At 30.5% G+C, this 15,576-nt stretch carries 17 protein-coding genes and 1 rRNA gene; 6 read left to right on the top strand and 12 right to left on the bottom strand.

Translation table 11 applies throughout. The features are described 5' to 3' along the window. Window positions 1-200 precede the first annotated feature (200 nt). A 5S ribosomal RNA gene (gene rrf / locus BMY33_RS00010) occupies window positions 201-308 on the top strand. A 394-nt stretch (window positions 309-702) separates the two neighbouring features. Here rrf and BMY33_RS00015 read toward each other — a convergent pair. Continuing rightward, complete coding sequence (locus BMY33_RS00015; RefSeq protein WP_091403721.1) at window positions 703-2,919, bottom strand: ATP-binding protein; 2,217 nt, start codon at window positions 2,917-2,919, stop codon at window positions 703-705. A gap of 214 nt (window positions 2,920-3,133) precedes the next feature. Between BMY33_RS00015 and trhA the strand changes: the two genes are divergently transcribed. Further along, entirely contained in the window at window positions 3,134-3,760 is a 627-nt protein-coding gene (trhA, locus tag BMY33_RS00020) for a PAQR family membrane homeostasis protein TrhA (RefSeq protein ID WP_091403724.1), read from the top strand. Window positions 3,761-3,817: 57 nt separating this feature from the next. Here the strand turns inward: trhA and BMY33_RS00025 are convergent, their stop codons facing one another. From BMY33_RS00025 to BMY33_RS00040, 4 genes are all read right to left on the bottom strand, one after another. After that, a complete protein-coding gene (locus tag BMY33_RS00025) occupies window positions 3,818-4,618 on the bottom strand; it encodes a DUF8213 domain-containing protein (RefSeq protein WP_091403727.1) in 801 nt (266 codons plus the stop codon). A 125-nt stretch (window positions 4,619-4,743) separates the two neighbouring features. Further along, window positions 4,744-5,172, bottom strand: a complete 429-nt coding sequence (locus BMY33_RS00030; protein ID WP_091403731.1) for a DUF4268 domain-containing protein — start codon at window positions 5,170-5,172, stop codon at window positions 4,744-4,746. 1 nt (window position 5,173) lies between these two features. Beyond that, a complete protein-coding gene (locus BMY33_RS00035; protein ID WP_342028407.1) occupies window positions 5,174-5,851 on the bottom strand; it encodes a ZIP family metal transporter in 678 nt (225 codons plus the stop codon). Continuing rightward, window positions 5,851-6,582, bottom strand: a complete 732-nt coding sequence (locus BMY33_RS00040) for an SAM-dependent methyltransferase (RefSeq protein ID WP_091403738.1) — start codon at window positions 6,580-6,582, stop codon at window positions 5,851-5,853. Before BMY33_RS00040 ends, BMY33_RS00035 begins: the two co-directional genes overlap by 1 nt. A gap of 71 nt (window positions 6,583-6,653) precedes the next feature. Here BMY33_RS00040 and BMY33_RS00045 point away from each other — a divergent pair, with 71 nt between their 5' ends. Beyond that, the gene (locus BMY33_RS00045; protein WP_091403741.1) at window positions 6,654-7,799 is read left to right on the top strand and encodes a THUMP domain-containing class I SAM-dependent RNA methyltransferase; all 1,146 of its coding nucleotides are present in this window, start codon (window positions 6,654-6,656) and stop codon (window positions 7,797-7,799) included. A gap of 22 nt (window positions 7,800-7,821) precedes the next feature. Here the strand turns inward: BMY33_RS00045 and BMY33_RS00050 are convergent, their stop codons facing one another. From BMY33_RS00050 to rlmD, 3 genes are read right to left on the bottom strand one after another with little or no spacing between them, the layout of a single operon-like run. Continuing rightward, complete coding sequence (locus BMY33_RS00050) at window positions 7,822-8,547, bottom strand: DUF6048 family protein (RefSeq protein ID WP_091403745.1); 726 nt, start codon at window positions 8,545-8,547, stop codon at window positions 7,822-7,824. Beyond that, a complete protein-coding gene (locus BMY33_RS00055; RefSeq protein ID WP_091403748.1) occupies window positions 8,513-9,016 on the bottom strand; it encodes a DUF6452 family protein in 504 nt (167 codons plus the stop codon). Before BMY33_RS00055 ends, BMY33_RS00050 begins: the two co-directional genes overlap by 35 nt. Before the next feature lie 3 nt (window positions 9,017-9,019). After that, window positions 9,020-10,429: a 23S rRNA (uracil(1939)-C(5))-methyltransferase RlmD gene (gene rlmD, locus BMY33_RS00060; RefSeq protein WP_091403750.1), complete on the bottom strand. Its 1,410-nt coding sequence runs from the start codon at window positions 10,427-10,429 to the stop codon at window positions 9,020-9,022. 325 nt (window positions 10,430-10,754) lie between these two features. Here rlmD and rocD point away from each other — a divergent pair, with 325 nt between their 5' ends. After that, complete coding sequence (gene rocD / locus BMY33_RS00065) at window positions 10,755-12,032, top strand: ornithine--oxo-acid transaminase (protein WP_091403753.1); 1,278 nt, start codon at window positions 10,755-10,757, stop codon at window positions 12,030-12,032. Between the two features lie 58 nt (window positions 12,033-12,090). Here the strand turns inward: rocD and BMY33_RS23985 are convergent, their stop codons facing one another. Together BMY33_RS23985 and BMY33_RS00075 are read right to left on the bottom strand one after the other, a co-directional pair. Continuing rightward, the gene (locus BMY33_RS23985; RefSeq protein ID WP_091403759.1) at window positions 12,091-12,528 is read right to left on the bottom strand and encodes a DUF2752 domain-containing protein; all 438 of its coding nucleotides are present in this window, start codon (window positions 12,526-12,528) and stop codon (window positions 12,091-12,093) included. After that, complete coding sequence (locus BMY33_RS00075; RefSeq protein WP_091403765.1) at window positions 12,512-12,790, bottom strand: CD225/dispanin family protein; 279 nt, start codon at window positions 12,788-12,790, stop codon at window positions 12,512-12,514. Before BMY33_RS00075 ends, BMY33_RS23985 begins: the two co-directional genes overlap by 17 nt. Before the next feature lie 147 nt (window positions 12,791-12,937). Here BMY33_RS00075 and BMY33_RS00080 point away from each other — a divergent pair, with 147 nt between their 5' ends. Continuing rightward, window positions 12,938-13,156 carry a hypothetical protein gene (locus BMY33_RS00080; RefSeq protein ID WP_091403766.1) on the top strand — a complete coding sequence of 73 codons (219 nt, stop codon included), beginning with the start codon at window positions 12,938-12,940 and terminating at the stop codon, window positions 13,154-13,156. A 5-nt stretch (window positions 13,157-13,161) separates the two neighbouring features. Then, complete coding sequence (locus tag BMY33_RS00085) at window positions 13,162-13,713, top strand: Smr/MutS family protein (RefSeq protein ID WP_091403769.1); 552 nt, start codon at window positions 13,162-13,164, stop codon at window positions 13,711-13,713. A 2-nt stretch (window positions 13,714-13,715) separates the two neighbouring features. Here BMY33_RS00085 and BMY33_RS00090 read toward each other — a convergent pair whose 3' ends face one another. Together BMY33_RS00090 and BMY33_RS00095 are read right to left on the bottom strand one after the other, a co-directional pair. Then, window positions 13,716-14,276, bottom strand: a complete 561-nt coding sequence (locus BMY33_RS00090) for a hypothetical protein (RefSeq protein ID WP_091403775.1) — start codon at window positions 14,274-14,276, stop codon at window positions 13,716-13,718. Next, window positions 14,266-15,399 (bottom strand): hypothetical protein, encoded by a 1,134-nt coding sequence (locus BMY33_RS00095; RefSeq protein ID WP_139195562.1) that lies wholly within the window; start codon window positions 15,397-15,399, stop codon window positions 14,266-14,268. Before BMY33_RS00095 ends, BMY33_RS00090 begins: the two co-directional genes overlap by 11 nt. Window positions 15,400-15,576 lie beyond the last annotated feature (177 nt).

Genomic DNA, 15,576 nt, shown 5'->3' on the forward strand with positions numbered 1-15,576 from the left:
GTAAAGGCAGTAATGTCATAGCCGAGTAGTACTAATAACCCATAGGCTTATGCGCACGTCCTGCTAAGCAATTAGCAGGACGGAGAATTGCTTTGATAGCTTCTTTTTAGTTACTTTTTTAGATCGTATTTTATAATTTAAATCAATATGTCAACAATATTAGTTGAACTCTTGTGATTAACAAGATTCAGCAAACAGCTTAAGGTGGTTATAGCATCGGGGCTCACCTCTTACCATTCCGAACAGAGAAGTTAAGCCCGTTAGCGCCAATGGTACTACAATCGTGGGAGAGTAGGTCGCCGCCTTCCTTGAAAACCCTTCATTATTATAATGAAGGGTTTTTTTTATATCCAAAATGTAAAGAAAGATATTTGCTCAGTTAAGAAATAGATATCTAGTAAGTAGTTGGTATGCAGTATATAATAGTGTGGTTTTTTTGCAATTATATAGGGAGGCCATTATGCTTAGAAATATTATTGGGAGATGATGTATATGTTTAGGAGATTAATTATGCTAATCATCTTTTTTGTCATCTTAAGAATCAAGAGAAATGAAGAATGACAATCATGTTTATTTATATTATAAATAAAACCTTCAAAACCATAGAGCTAAATATTAGGCAATGTTTGAAAAGATAAATCTACCAGAACTCTAAAATAAAAGCACATTACAATTAAAACAATTAAAACTGCTTCTTTGTCTTTATGAAGCTTTAGAGATAGTACGATTAAGATTGGATTCAATTTTATTGAAAAATTCCTGATTTTTATATGGTTTTCTAAGGAAATCACTAAAACCGGAATCAGGATTAAGAATTGCTTGTACAGTATCTTGAGTGTCTGAAGCTGTTAAAGCTATAATAGGAATGTTAGGATTAAATTCTCTAATTATTTTAGTTGCTTCCATTCCTCCCATATTTGGCATATTTAGATCCATTAATATAAGATCGTAAGAGTTTGATTTAGACATTTCTACGGCTATGAGGCCATCATCTGCGATTTGCGATCTGTATCCCTTTGTTTTGAGAACATTTTGTGTGACTATTTGATTTATTTTATTGTCTTCTACGATAAGTATAGTATATTCTTCTTCATTTAATAATGGAATACAGTCTTTACTATTATTAATAATGTTATTTTCTTCTTTATTAGCGGGATCAACTTCAAAAGAAATAGAAAAATAGAAGTTAGATCCTTCTCCAGGTTTACTTTTTATTTTAATATCTCCACCATGTAGATTCACTAATTTTTTTACAATATTTAATCCTAGCCCTGTTCCTGTTGTATGATCTTTAGCATCCGCTTGGGAAAACTTATCAAAAATTAATTCTTGTTTGTCAACCGGAATTCCTCTTCCGTCATCTTTAATTTCGAAAGTAATTTTAACTTTATTATCTATTATTACAGGATTAATGAAATTTAGCCAAATGTTTCCATTTTTGGTGAATTTATTTGCATTACTAATTAAGTTAATGAAAATTTGAGATAACCTTACCTGATCACCAATAAGAGAATTAGGAATGTTTTTATCAAAATTTAGATGTAATGTATTACCATTTTTATCTGCTTGATATTCAAATGAATTTTTAATATCATCCGCTAGATTTTTTATATTATATGGTGCTTTGTCGAGACTTATTTCATAGGATTCCATTTTTGTTACTTGGAGTACATCATTAATCAAATTAAGCAGGTGATCGGCTGAAAACTTCATCAGCTTTATAAATTTATGGTTTTCTTCATCTTTAATACGTTCCATTAGAATAGACGATAAACCTACTACACCATATAATGGTGTTCTTAGTTCATGGCTAACAGTGGAGATAAATTTTGTTTTCACTGCGGCTAAACGATCAGATTTTTCTTTTGAAATTTTTAATTCTTTGTTTCTAAGTGCCAAGGATTCTCCAAGTACTTTTGTTTTTCTGTGATTATAAATGAAAAAACAAAATAAGATAAGACATAATATGAGTAACGTTAGAGTGAATATAGAAACAGTTTGGGACTGTTTTGCTTTTTGTGTTTGTATGCTGTTATTTTTATTACTTACTACTAATTTATCTTTAAATTGATTCGTTTCTAGTTTTTCGGTTTCTAGAGCTGTCTCATGATGTTTAGTGTATTTTTTAAGAATTGCATATGCTCTATCTTGCCTTCCTATTTTGACAAGTAACTCCTCATATTTTTTATAAATAGTCATAGCCTGACGAAACATTTTGTTCTTTTCTGCAATAGAAGCAGCTTCTTCAAAATGCCTTATGGCACTATTATAATTATTATGAATTTTATAGTACTCTCCAAAACCTAAATATGTTATGAGTAATTCATTAATATGCTCTGAATCCTGACTAAAGTACTTTTGACATTTTTTTAGTAATCTATAAGCTTTTCTGTAATTCCTGGTTTTTAGATAGATGTTGGCTAAATTTAATTCTAAACTATGCTTGTAGTATTTATCTAAATTCTCGGAACTTTCATAGATATTCTTAATTCTTTTTAATGCCCTTGCTGGTTTGTTAAACCCTTCTAGATAGACTAGTGCAATATTATTATTAACGTCTATAATTAATTCAGAATGGCCTTCTAATTCTTTTATAAATAGTTCGGCTATTTTATATTCCTTGAGCGCTTTTTTATATTCTTTATTTAAGAAATGTATTTTTCCTAAAAGATTATAAGAATATCCTTTTAAGTAGTATTCTTGTTGGGTATTAAATTTAGAAGAGATATCAATAATATTTTCAATAAGCATAACGCTATTTGCTCTTCCTATTGAATTTAAATGTTCTTCTGTGTGTATGATTGTACACTCCAATTCTGGAAATGACATTTCTTCATATTGATAAGCATAAAGAGTGGGGAAAAATAAGTTAAGACACAGGAAACATATAAAATGCTTTGCTATTTTAATACTTTTCATTATTCAATACAGATTTGGGGCTTTCAAATATATGAAAAAAAAGGAAATAAATGGTTAAAATGCATTTAATGTGCGTTTAAAAATGATTTTACATATTTTTAACTTTAATAAAATAGGATTATTCCTACATTTTAAATTAATTTCAGTAAATTTAATTAGATAATAATGATATTAGTTAAGTACAAAATGTATCACTTTGCTATTTTTGTTATATATGAAAATACAATCAGCTATAGAGGAAAGATGGAATTGGTTAACACACGCTATTGGTTTGGCACTTTCTGTTTTAGGTCTTTTTTTATTGCTTTTAAATAATACTCATAAGACATCTTACAGTACGTTTTCCGTTTTATTATATTCCATTACATTGATAATTCTTTATTTTTCTTCGTCTGTTTATCATTATGTAAGTGATACTGCTTTGAAAAATAGGTTTAGGGTTATGGATCATATTAGTATTTATTTATTAATAGCCGGCACTTACGCTCCTATAACTTTAATAGTTTTGTTAGATAGTAAAGGGTGGTTACTTTTTACTTTAGTGTGGTCTTTAGCGGGTTTAGGTGCAGTCTTGAAATTATTTTTTACAGGTAAATTTGAGATCGTTTCTGTAATGTTATATTTATTGATGGGTTGGTTAATTGTTCTAGATATATCTAGACTAACTGATATTGTAGGTTTCGAAGGGATTATGTTTTTGATTTATGGAGGACTGGCTTATACTTTAGGAATAATTTTCTATGCTTTTAAGAAGTTATATTTTCATCATGTAATCTGGCACCTTTTTGTATTAGCAGGTAGCATATTTCATTTTATATTTATTTTGAAGTATATTATATAAAAGTTAGAATAAACCATAATAAAAGACATTACTTACTATGGTTTATCCTATTGTAAATTATCCTCTACATCCTCTAATTACTCCAAAAACGTAATCATCGGCAGCTTCATTGAATTCATCTCCACAGTTTCCGTCACTACTTCCTCCGCTAGCATTATTTACATTACTGCACTGATCATGGTCCATACAGTCTTTAGTCCAGGCGCTTGGGATCCACCATCTACCGCAATCACCACCACATCTACCCATGCATCCGTAGTTATTTCTTGGTTTGCTTCCAACTTTTACTCTGTCTTTATGATTCCCTCTTGAATCATCATATTCAGCATTTACATAGGTGTTTTTTCTGATACAAGTAATACCTTCATTTCTACTTTTTAAAGCATTAGGGTTTGGGGCAGATGTAATCTCCCTTTTACTATACACGTAATTTACTGGAGATTTACCCCAATATTCAATTAGGGATAATAATGTATATTCTGTCATTGATATTTCTCCCTTTTTAGTAGCTAAGAGATATTCCGAAATTACCTTTCCTGTGTTTAGTAAAGCTTCTTTTTGTAATTCAGTAAAATTGTTATTGTGACCATTTATAGTTATACCTTCTTTTTCATAATCAACAGAAGCTTCAATTGTTTTTTTGTCAATTGTTAAGTCAATTATAAATTTCAGTTCAGAAATTGCTTCTATGGAATAGGTGATATTACTGTTGTTCGTATAGAGTTTACCTGAAAATTGATTTTCATTCTCTATTTCTAGTCCAATTTCTTCTGCTTGTGGGGAGATATTTTCTTGAGTACATTGTACAAATAATAGTGCGCATAGCAATATCGCTATAAAGCTAACATAGTTTTTCATAATTATTGAGTTTGTGTTTTAGTTAATCCCAATATATGAAAAACTAATCAAAATATTAATTTGGTAATATTTTGATACTTAATTTAAGAATTTGTTACAAATTAGTCTTTATAGTTGCCCTTAAGTTAGTTTTCTATAAAATCTTTATATTCCAAAAAGAATGATTCAAGTTTATCCATTTGATTGTTTAGAAATATCATGGTATCCTCCCATGTGTTACGATTGTGGATACTCACGTTTGGTAGCTCAGTATATACTCGAGAAATAATTTTGTGATTCTCTAATTCGTATAATTCATTAAAAATGATATCACTAATGTATTCTTCTTTGAGTATGTTTTTTAAACTTAAAAGCTTATCGAAATAATAGGCTCTTATTACTTCATCATGAGGTTCTATATCAATTGAAACTTGAGCTATTTTCGTAGTAAAAGTAAACTTAAGTGTTACATCTTTGATTTTCGTATTATATAACAACCATTTTCTTGGATAGTTGGAACCAAAGGTAGTCCAAAATTCTTGTCTTATTTTCTTGGATTCTTCCTTACTAAACATATTAAATGAAGTATGCGCTAGCTGTAGCTCCTAGAATAACCATTAGCTTGGTAATGTTAAATTTATGTCCTTCATTACTTTCAAATAATATAGTTGTAGAAACGTGTAAAAAAATACCGATGACAAGAGCCGTGATCTCTTTATAATAGTCTTGAACAGCTTCAAAATGTTGGGAAATAAATGTTCCCAAAGGTGTCATTAATGCAAAAAGAAGAAGGAATAGTAGTATAATGGGCTTTTTTATTTCAGTATTAAATAAAAAAGTAGTCAATATCATACCTATTGGAATTTTATGTATAATAATACCAATTAGTATACCTTCTGTATGATGAATCGGAAAACCTTCTAAAACAGCATGAATCCCAAGACTTATAAAAAGTAGTTTAGGAACTTTAGTAGTTTTTTTATTAATATGTATGTGTCCATGTTCTGCTCCCCTTGAGAAATATTCTAATACTTTTTGTAATAAAATACCAATCATAATCCAAACACCTGTTTGTTTGGCATATTCATGATCCTCGAATACTTCTGGTAATAGATTGAATATGGTAATTGCCAATAGAAATGCTCCACTAAATGCTAAAAGTAATTTTAGATTTTTTTGATTATTGGGCCTAAATATATATACTATTAAGGAACCAATAAAAACAGCTGATATGGATAATATATAGTTGTACACTATTTAAAAATAAGAATGAGTCTAGGAGAAGTAGTTTTATGAAATTTTTCAAGTTGATAATTTCCAAAAATATCAAGTAGATTAACTTCTGCTTCTTCAAAATAATTCTGAAAATCTTTTAGGGTCAATGCCTTTACTCTTTCAGTAAAGAATAATTCTTCATCATTAACATTAAACTTTATTTCTTTAAAAATATATCCTTCTTTTACATATCGTTTTATATGAAATATAATCCCTGAAACTTCTTTAGTCTCTTCTGGAATAAGATTATCAATAACATAATCTACATTCATGAAATCTATAACACCGAATCCTTTTTCGTTTAGATTTGATTTTATAGCTTTTATGGTATTAAGGTTACATTCTTCTTTCTCAAAATACCCAAAACTTGTAAACAAATTAAAAACAGCAGAAAACTTTTCAGAATATGGTTTTGACATATCGTGTACTCTGAATCTCAATGTTTCATTTTCGAATTTAGCCGCGTAATCAATACTGTTTTTAGAAAGATCCACTCCAGTTACATCAAAACCCAGTTGATTTAGATAAATACTGTGTCTTCCTTTTCCACAAGCAAGATCTAATATTTTCTCATCTTGTTCTAAACTAAGATAACCACTTAGGTTATCCATGAACTGCTGTGCTTCTTGGTGACCTCTGTCTTTATATAGTATATGATAGTATGGTGTATCGAACCAAGATGCGTACCACATTGTAGAATCTTTTAGCATAGGGCGCAAAATTAATGTATTTTTGCGGTTTAATAATAGCGAATTAGAATATAGTGAGTAATTCATTTAAAATGGTAGCCAAAACCTTTTTTGGTTTTGAAGAAATATTAGCTAAAGAGCTAAGAAACTTAGGAGCGCAAAAAGTAGTAGTAGGAAACCGAATGGTTAGTTTTTATGGCGATACGGGTTTTATGTATAAGGCAAATTTATGTTTAAGAACTGCGTTAAAAGTTTTAAAACCTATTTCTTCAAAAAAAATAGGAAATGAAAAAGATTTGTATAGTTTCATACAGTCCATTCGTTGGGAAGAATATCTTAATACTGATGATTCTTTTGCTATCTATGCTACTGTTAATTCTACTGTATTTAGGCATTCGCAATTTGTTTCTTTAAAGTCAAAGGATGCTATCGTAGATAAGTTTAGAAAAGAAACAGGAAAAAGGCCCAGTGTTGATACAGATTATCCAGATCTTACTATTAATATACATATTCAGCAGGATTTATGTACTGTTTCTTTGGATAGTTCAGGAGGATCACTACATCATAGAGGTTATAGAACAGCAACTAATATAGCACCAATAAATGAAGTTTTAGCTGCGGGTTTATTGTTGTTATCCGGATGGGATGGGCAATGTGACTTTTTAGATCCAATGTGTGGAAGTGGTACTATGGCAATTGAAGCTGCAATGATTGCTTGTAATATTCCTGCCAATCTAAATCGAAAAGAATTTGCTTTTGAAAAATGGTTAGATTGGGATATGGATTTATTTGAAAAGATAGAAGAAGCTTCTTTGAATAAAACCAGAGATTTTCATCATACTATTATTGGGTTTGATAAGGCTCCTTCTGCCGTAAGAAAAGCTAAGAATAATGTAGAGAATGCCAATCTTAGTGAATTTGTAAAAATTAAAGATGACAACTTTTTTGAAAGTACCAAGGATAATGATAATAAGTTACATATGGTTTTTAATCCACCATATGGAGAACGGTTAGAATTAGACGAAGAAAAATTCTATGCTCAAATTGGTGATACACTTAAACAGAATTATCCAAATACGAATGCTTGGTTTATCACCTCTAATATAGAAGCATTAAAATTTGTAGGGTTAAGGCCTTCTAGAAAAATAAAAGTATTTAACGGTAAGCTAGAATCTCGTTTAGTAAAATACGAAATGTATGCTGGAAGTAAGAAAGCCAAATTTCAAAATAATTCTTAAATAATTTATCGAAAAATAGCTACTATCTTTTTCTTTTAATAAAAGGGATTAAATAACTTATTGTATAAGTATAACCTACACCGAATTCACTAAAATCGTTGGTTCTACCATATCCAGGAATAAATAAATTTTCGAAACCTGCGGGGTCTTTTTCATTAACGATCCTTCGCAAAGAAACACTTGCTCCTAAATATAAGTTGTTTAACACTTCTACTTTTAGACCTAAAACAAACTCTATCCATCCAGCGGTTAAATCTTTAGATTCTCTTATCTCATTTCTGAAATTTTCAGGATTATTATCGAGGTCAAAAAAATCTGTTCCCGTAAATATGTTATAATTATTAAGAGTTTGATCAAATGTTGAGAAACCGTATCTAAGTCCAGCATAAATATTGTTCTGCATTCCATACCAATTCTTGTAGGTGTTATAATCAACACCAAATCTGATATAACTTCCAGATCCTTCCACTTCAATATTGGTTTCATCTCGTAATAGAGATTCGTTTCCTATTTCTGCAGCTAGATAATAATTTTTATACACTCTATAATCTGCATTTATTTCAAAACCAGAATAGTCATCATTGACAGCTGTTCTAATTAATCTACCAATATCTACACCAACCCTGAGGCCATATTTTTCTGATGGGGGTAATGTATCCCTAGCAGAGATATTGGTTTCTTCTTGTCCTAAAATAGTACCCGAAACTAGGAGACTAATGAAAAATAAGTACGTGCGCAGCTGTTTCATCTGTTACATTATCTTCTTCTATAATTATACTTTTGATCCAATTCCCATCACCATCTTCTTGGACCACACTAGCAGTAAGGCCGTTATAATTGACTTTAAAACCACAAGCGCTACTTACATATTCTTCAACTGGTGTATATTGAAAACTGACTACATCGGTATTTGGAGTGTCAGAATCAGATTCAATAATAAACTCAAAATCCGTTAACAAGCCTCTTGTTCTAAGAGGTATAAGTATGGAATCTTGATTAGTCTCGTAATCAATTATATTCAGGAACCCAGGAGATCCTATTTGTAATTCATTTGGTTGTTTGATATCAGATACTGTACCATCTTCAATAAATTTAATAATAAGTAGAGGAGTGGTTAACGTATCTTCGGCGCAGATATCGTCTCGTTCACAACTCGAACTAAGATAGATACCAGTAATTCCGAGAATAATAGGAATAAAAGCTTTATATAACTTCATTTATTATCTTTTTTCTAATAAAACCACATTTTCTACATGGTGTGTTTGTGGAAACATATCTACAGGTTGCACTTTTGTAACTTTATATGTACTATCTAATAACGACAAATCTCTAGCTTGTGTTGCACTATTACAACTTACATATACAATCTTATTAGGAGAAATGTTTAGTAATTGGCTTACAACATCCTTATGCATTCCATCTCTTGGTGGATCAGTAATTACAACTTCCGGTTGTCCATGAGTAGCAATGAAATCCGAAGTAAACACTTTTTTCATATCGCCTACATAAAATTCTACATTATCAATGTTATTATGTTTCGCATTTGATTTAGCATCTTCTATAGCTTCGGGTACAGCTTCTACACCTATTACTTTTTTCGCCTTTTTTGCAACAAATTGAGCTATAGTACCGGTTCCTGTATATAAATCATATACTAATTCATTCCCTGTTAGACCAGCAAAATCGCGAGTTACTTTATATAACTCATAGGCTTGTTTAGAATTAGTTTGATAGAAGGATTTTGCATTAATTTTAAAACGTAGTCCTTCCATTTCCTCTTCAATATGATCTTTTCCCATATAGCATACTACTTTTTGATCATAAATAGTATCATTTCCTTTAGAGTTTATGACATATTGTAAAGAAGTAATTTCTGGAAACTCAGAAGCTATATAATCTAATAATAGGGTTCTTTTCTCCACATCTTCGTGAAAAAATTGAACTAATACCATAATTTCACCTGTAGACACTATCCTTAACATTAAAGTTCTAAGAAAACCGTTTTGGTTTCTCGCATTATAAAAAGATAGGTTATTTTCTGTGGCAAATGTTTTTACTTTATTTCTAATGTCATTACTTGGGTCTTCTTGTAAATGACAAGTGTCAATATCCAAAATTTTATCCCACATACCAGGAATATGAAACCCTAATGCATTTCTGTTTTCAATTTGAGTATCACTTTGAATCTCTTGGAGTGTCAGCCATCTACTATCGCTAAAAGAAAATTCCATTTTATTTCTATAAAAAAACTGATCTTCAGAACCCAGAATTGGAGTAACTTTTGGTAATTCAACTTTTCCTAAACGAGTTAAATTGTTTACTACTTCTTGTTCTTTATATGCCAATTGATGTTCATATCCCATGAATTGCCATTTACATCCTCCACAAGTACCAAAATGTCTGCATGCAGGATCTACTCGTTTATTCGATTTTTTATGAAAGGTTGTAGCTGAACCTTCATAAAATGCTTTTCGCTTTTTTGTTGTTTGTATGTCTACTACATCACCAGGTACAGCGTTATTAACGAATATAATTTTTCCATCAGGAGCCTTAGCAATACTTTTTCCTTTTGCTCCGGCATCTACGATTTCTATATTCTCAAAAACCTGCTTTCTTTTCTTTCTTGCCATAGCGCAAAAATAAGAATAGATAGCATATACTTATTAATTATTCAATATATCTTATGAAAAGAATAAAAAAAATGAGTCAAATAGATATTTCCATGTCCATTATTCTAAAGACTTCTATATTGTAAATTCTTCAATCAACCGCAATATTATTTTGAATAATTAAAAATAGAATCTATTACAGACTCGAAAATTAAATATTCGATAAAGATTTAGTAATTTGCGACTCTCTTAGGGATGATTTCTCTCCCACGCTGAATTTTCGAGTCTTTTCGAAAGGATAAAGGTACAGAAGGAATGGTTATTTTATCAATTTAAATTATTAAAAATGGCTGTTTTAGAAAAATTAACTTCTCAACAAGCAATCGATTTAGAAAACAAGTATGGAGCTCACAACTACCACCCTCTACCAGTAGTTTTAAACAAAGGAGAAGGTGTATATGTATGGGATGTAGAAGGGAAGAAGTATTATGATTTTTTAAGTGCCTATTCTGCAGTGAATCAAGGACATTGTCACCCAAAAATTGTAGGTGCAATGATGGAACAAGCGCAAACTTTGACATTAACCTCTAGGGCATTTTATAACGATAGGTTGGGAGCGTATGAAAAATTTGCTTCGGAGTATTTTGGTTTTGATAAGTTATTACCAATGAATACAGGAGCAGAAGCTGTAGAAACTGCGTTAAAAATCTGTAGAAAATGGGCCTACGAAAAGAAAGGTATTTCAGAAAATGAAGCACAAATCATAGTTTGTGAGAATAATTTTCATGGAAGAACGACAACTATAATTTCATTCTCCAATGATCCTGTCGCTCGTAAAAATTTTGGACCTTATACATCTGGTTTTATTAAGATTGAGTATGATAACCTAAAAGCATTAGAGCAAGCATTGGAAAGTAATGCTAATGTAGCAGGTTTTTTAGTAGAGCCAATACAAGGAGAAGCAGGGGTTTATGTACCTTCAGATGATTATTTATCCAAAGCTAAGGCTTTGTGTGAAAAGCATAATGTACTATTCATTGCGGATGAAGTGCAGACTGGTATAGCAAGAACAGGTAGACTGTTAGCTACATGCGGTGATTGTTCTTGTAGTGATAAAAACTGTTCAGGAACACCAAATGTTAAACCGGATGTTTTGATTCTTGGTAAAGCGCTGAGTGGAGGAGCATATCCAGTTTCAGGTGTATTAGCAGATGATCATATCATGGAAGTGATAAAACCAGGGAACCACGGAAGTACTTTTGGGGGGAATCCTGTTGCTGCTGCAGTTGCTGTAGCAGCTTTAGAAGTTGTAAGAGATGAAAAACTTGCAGAAAATGCTTTTGAACTTGGAGAACTATTCAGGTCAGAACTAAATGAATATATTAAGACTTCTAATATAGTAAACCTTGTAAGAGGTAAAGGGTTATTAAATGCTATTGTGATTAATGATGATGAAAATAGCGAAACGGCATGGAATATTTGCGTTGCTTTAAAAGAAAATGGGTTATTGGCAAAACCAACTCATGGAAATATTATTCGTTTTGCTCCACCATTAGTAATGACAAAAGATCAATTGCTAGAATGTGTAGCAATAATAACGAAAACATTAAAAGAGTTTGAGTAAAACTTTTTTGATTGTTTAAAAATAATATAAAGAGCGGGAACAAGTTTCCGCTCTTTTTTTATGGGGCTAATATTTTAAAAGGATAAAAAGGAATATTTCGAAGAGCCCAAAAAAAGATTACAAAAATCAATATACCGTATGTATAATATTTGTTGTGTGAAATATCAACCACTTCTTTTTTTAAAAATAGTTTTGCAGAAAAATAATAAAGCTTAATTATTAAAAAACTAAAAAGTACAAGAAACATTAAATTATGACTTAATACTTCATCAATTCTCCCATGAAGTAAATCATGGATTGCTCTTTGACTTCCACAACCTGGACAGTGATATCCTGTTAAATAATGAAACGGACATGTGAGAAAGATGCTTTTTCCAGAACTATTTTCTGGATCGAATAGATAATAATATTTAGTAATAAAAAATATGGGTATCACTAGTAAGAAATACCCATATTTTATGAAATATTTTCGTAACAAGTTAAAAATTATTACCACTAGCTAAACCCGAAAAAATGGCGATTCCAAAAAAGGCAAAGTATGCTATTGCAATGACAACACCCATTCCTATTCCAATAAGTCCCCATAATTTAGCATTTTTAGATGCAGCAACAGCTCCTTCGTAATCTCCTGCATCATATTTTGAATTTACTTGAGTTGAATAAATAATACTTACAATACCTGTTATTAAGCAACATAAAATTGTAGAGATAATTGCTAGGGCTAGGTGATTGTTAGGTCTCGGTTGATTAGCTTCCATAAAAATAAACTTAATTTAGTAATTAATTTGTATTAAATAATAATGTAAAATGGGGTGTTCAATAAATTTACGAGGTACAATATACACAATTTGAGTATTCCAAAAATTAATGTTTAGAAAAAAACTAATATTTGATACTTTTGCGTTATGAATAAATTGAAGTTGAAAAAGATTGTGAGTTTTCTTTTGATTTTAATAGGAGCAGTTCTTTTAATTATGGAAATAGCTTCTGCTAAAAAGAATTATTATACACAGGTTGGGGGTATCATCTGTTTAATGAGTGGAGTGTTTTTGATTAATACAAATGTTACATCTAGGTTTTCAGAAAAAACAACAGAAAATCAGGAAAAAAACGAAGAGGAGTAAGGGTTATGATACAAGTAGGAGACGTAGTTTCGGTATTAGATGAGCCAATATCTGGCAAAGTTATTTTAGTTGATGGAAATGATGTAACTATTGAATCTAATGATGGGTTTGATATGATATTTTCTGTCGATGAATTGGTTAAAGAAGAATCTGATAGTTTAATTATTCCTTCTTATGAAGAAGTTCAAAAAAACCTTCAGCAAAAGGAAATTTTTAAAAAGAAACCTAAAAGAAAAATTTTAAAGCCTAAGGAAAGAAATATTCCTGCTATGGAGGTAGATCTTCATATCCATAAATTAGTAAAGTCCACAAAGGGGTTGTCTAATCATGAGATGGTCATTTTGCAACTTGATACAGCCAAAAGACAATTAGATTTTGCTATCAATAAACGTATCCCTAGTGTTGTTTTTATTCACGGAGTAGGTCAGGGAGTTCTAAAAGAAGAGCTGAAATATTTATTTGGAAGATATGAAAACGTACGTATTTCTGATGCGGATTATAAGAAGTATGGATTAGGAGCTATGGAAATATATATTATTCAAAACCCGAGAAGTTAATTTTAATTAGGTATAGTTATATTATCTAAGCCAAGTACTAAGGATTGTTTTCTTATAGCAATTCCATTTCCTTCTAAGGTTATGTCTTTTAGTGTTACGGTTCGAGAGTATGTTGTTTCTGTTGTAGAAGAAGTTACCTCCATATAACTAATCTCTGCAGTTCCATTGGAGCTTATTAGTTCTTGTGTTACAGTAATACCACTAACAGGAATACTATTGCAAAAATATTCAGTTCCATTAATAGAAGTATCAAATTCTCTATATATAAATTGATTGCTAGTAGTGTTTAGAGTAATTACAGTAGGCTCGTCTATGGATATTTCAGAAACGTTTTCTGGAATAATTTCAAAGCTAGTATCAGTGAAGTTTAAAGATAGTGATCTATTTATATCTTGATCAATTACAAAAAACACAAAAGTATTATCATTTTCATTAGAACAATTTTCTAGATCTCCGTTTAAGTCATCAACAGAAATTTCTATAAGATCACCTTCACTACAGTTTATTAATAATAATGCAAAAAATAAAAAATATAGTCTATTCATAATTATATTAATCTTCATTTTTAGGAGTGGTTATAGAGATGGTTTCATCTCTAAAACCAAAGGAGAATTCATCATTTGTAAATTGATCATTGACTTCGTTTAGAATAAGATTATCTATTGATAATGTAGTTCTAAAAATTGTTATAACCGTATTGTCAAGAATAGATGGGTTATCTATGTTTGTGTTCACTTCGTCATTATCTGGATTATTAGCATCAAGGTAATTTGGAATTCCATCACCGTCAGTATCTTCATTCAATGGGTTGTCATTTGTGCCACTAACTTCATCACGAGTCAAAATACCATCATTATCGTCATCTGGATCTAGATAATTTGGTGTTCCATCTCTGTCCGTATCATCATCTCTAGGATTTCCATTACCATCGACATCTTCATCAAGAGTAGGTATATTGTCATTATCATCATCAGTATCAAGATAATTTGGAGTACCATCATCATCTGTATCTAGAAAACTTTCATCATTAGGATCACTATTAATCAACTCTACACTGGTAAGCACATTATCATTGTCATCATCTTGATCTTTAAAATTTGCGATTTGATCTCCATCAGTATCATATCCGTCTTCAATCCCTAAATTATCTGCGGTTTGATCGGTGTTTCCAATGCTCATGTCATCCATTCCATCGTCTAGGTAATTAGGAACTCCGTCTCCATCAGGATCTGCTTCTGGGTCAATTTCATTTGGGGATTCTTCCGTAGATTCCAACCCATCATTATCATCTTCACTAACTATTTGATTTATAATAGTAGCTTGACCACTTACACTTAAAAGCTCTTCAGTTACAACAATATTGCTATCAGGGATATTACTGCAGTAATAATCTGAAGTAATAGTGTTGTTAAATTTCCTATAAATCAAACCATTATCGGTGTCTTCTAGATCTATAATAATAGGGTTTTCTGTTTCAGTAGTTTCAGAATATGTAGCATCAATAAAGTTATAGGATATAGACTCATTGATAGAAGTATTGATCTTAAAGAAAACGAACTCATTGGTTGTAGCTCCTTCACAAAGTTGAAGGTCAACATCATCAAATTCAAAACTTGTTACAATAATATCACCATCATCACAAGAAGCTAATATTAAAAATATAGAAATATATAAAAGCTTTTTCACTGTTTGCATTTTGAAAATTAATAACAAATTATAGTCTCGTCTTAAAAAACTACAATACATAAAATAACGAATAAAAAGATTTTTTTTTATAAAGACGAATGAAATTTATAAATGTTCATTCAAAAATTGTTTTATGCGTGTTTTGGCAAAAATAATGGAATTGAAAGATTATAACGC

The organism is Aquimarina amphilecti (assembly GCF_900109375.1).
In the GTDB taxonomy this organism is placed as follows: Bacteria; Bacteroidota; Bacteroidia; order Flavobacteriales; family Flavobacteriaceae; genus Aquimarina; species Aquimarina amphilecti.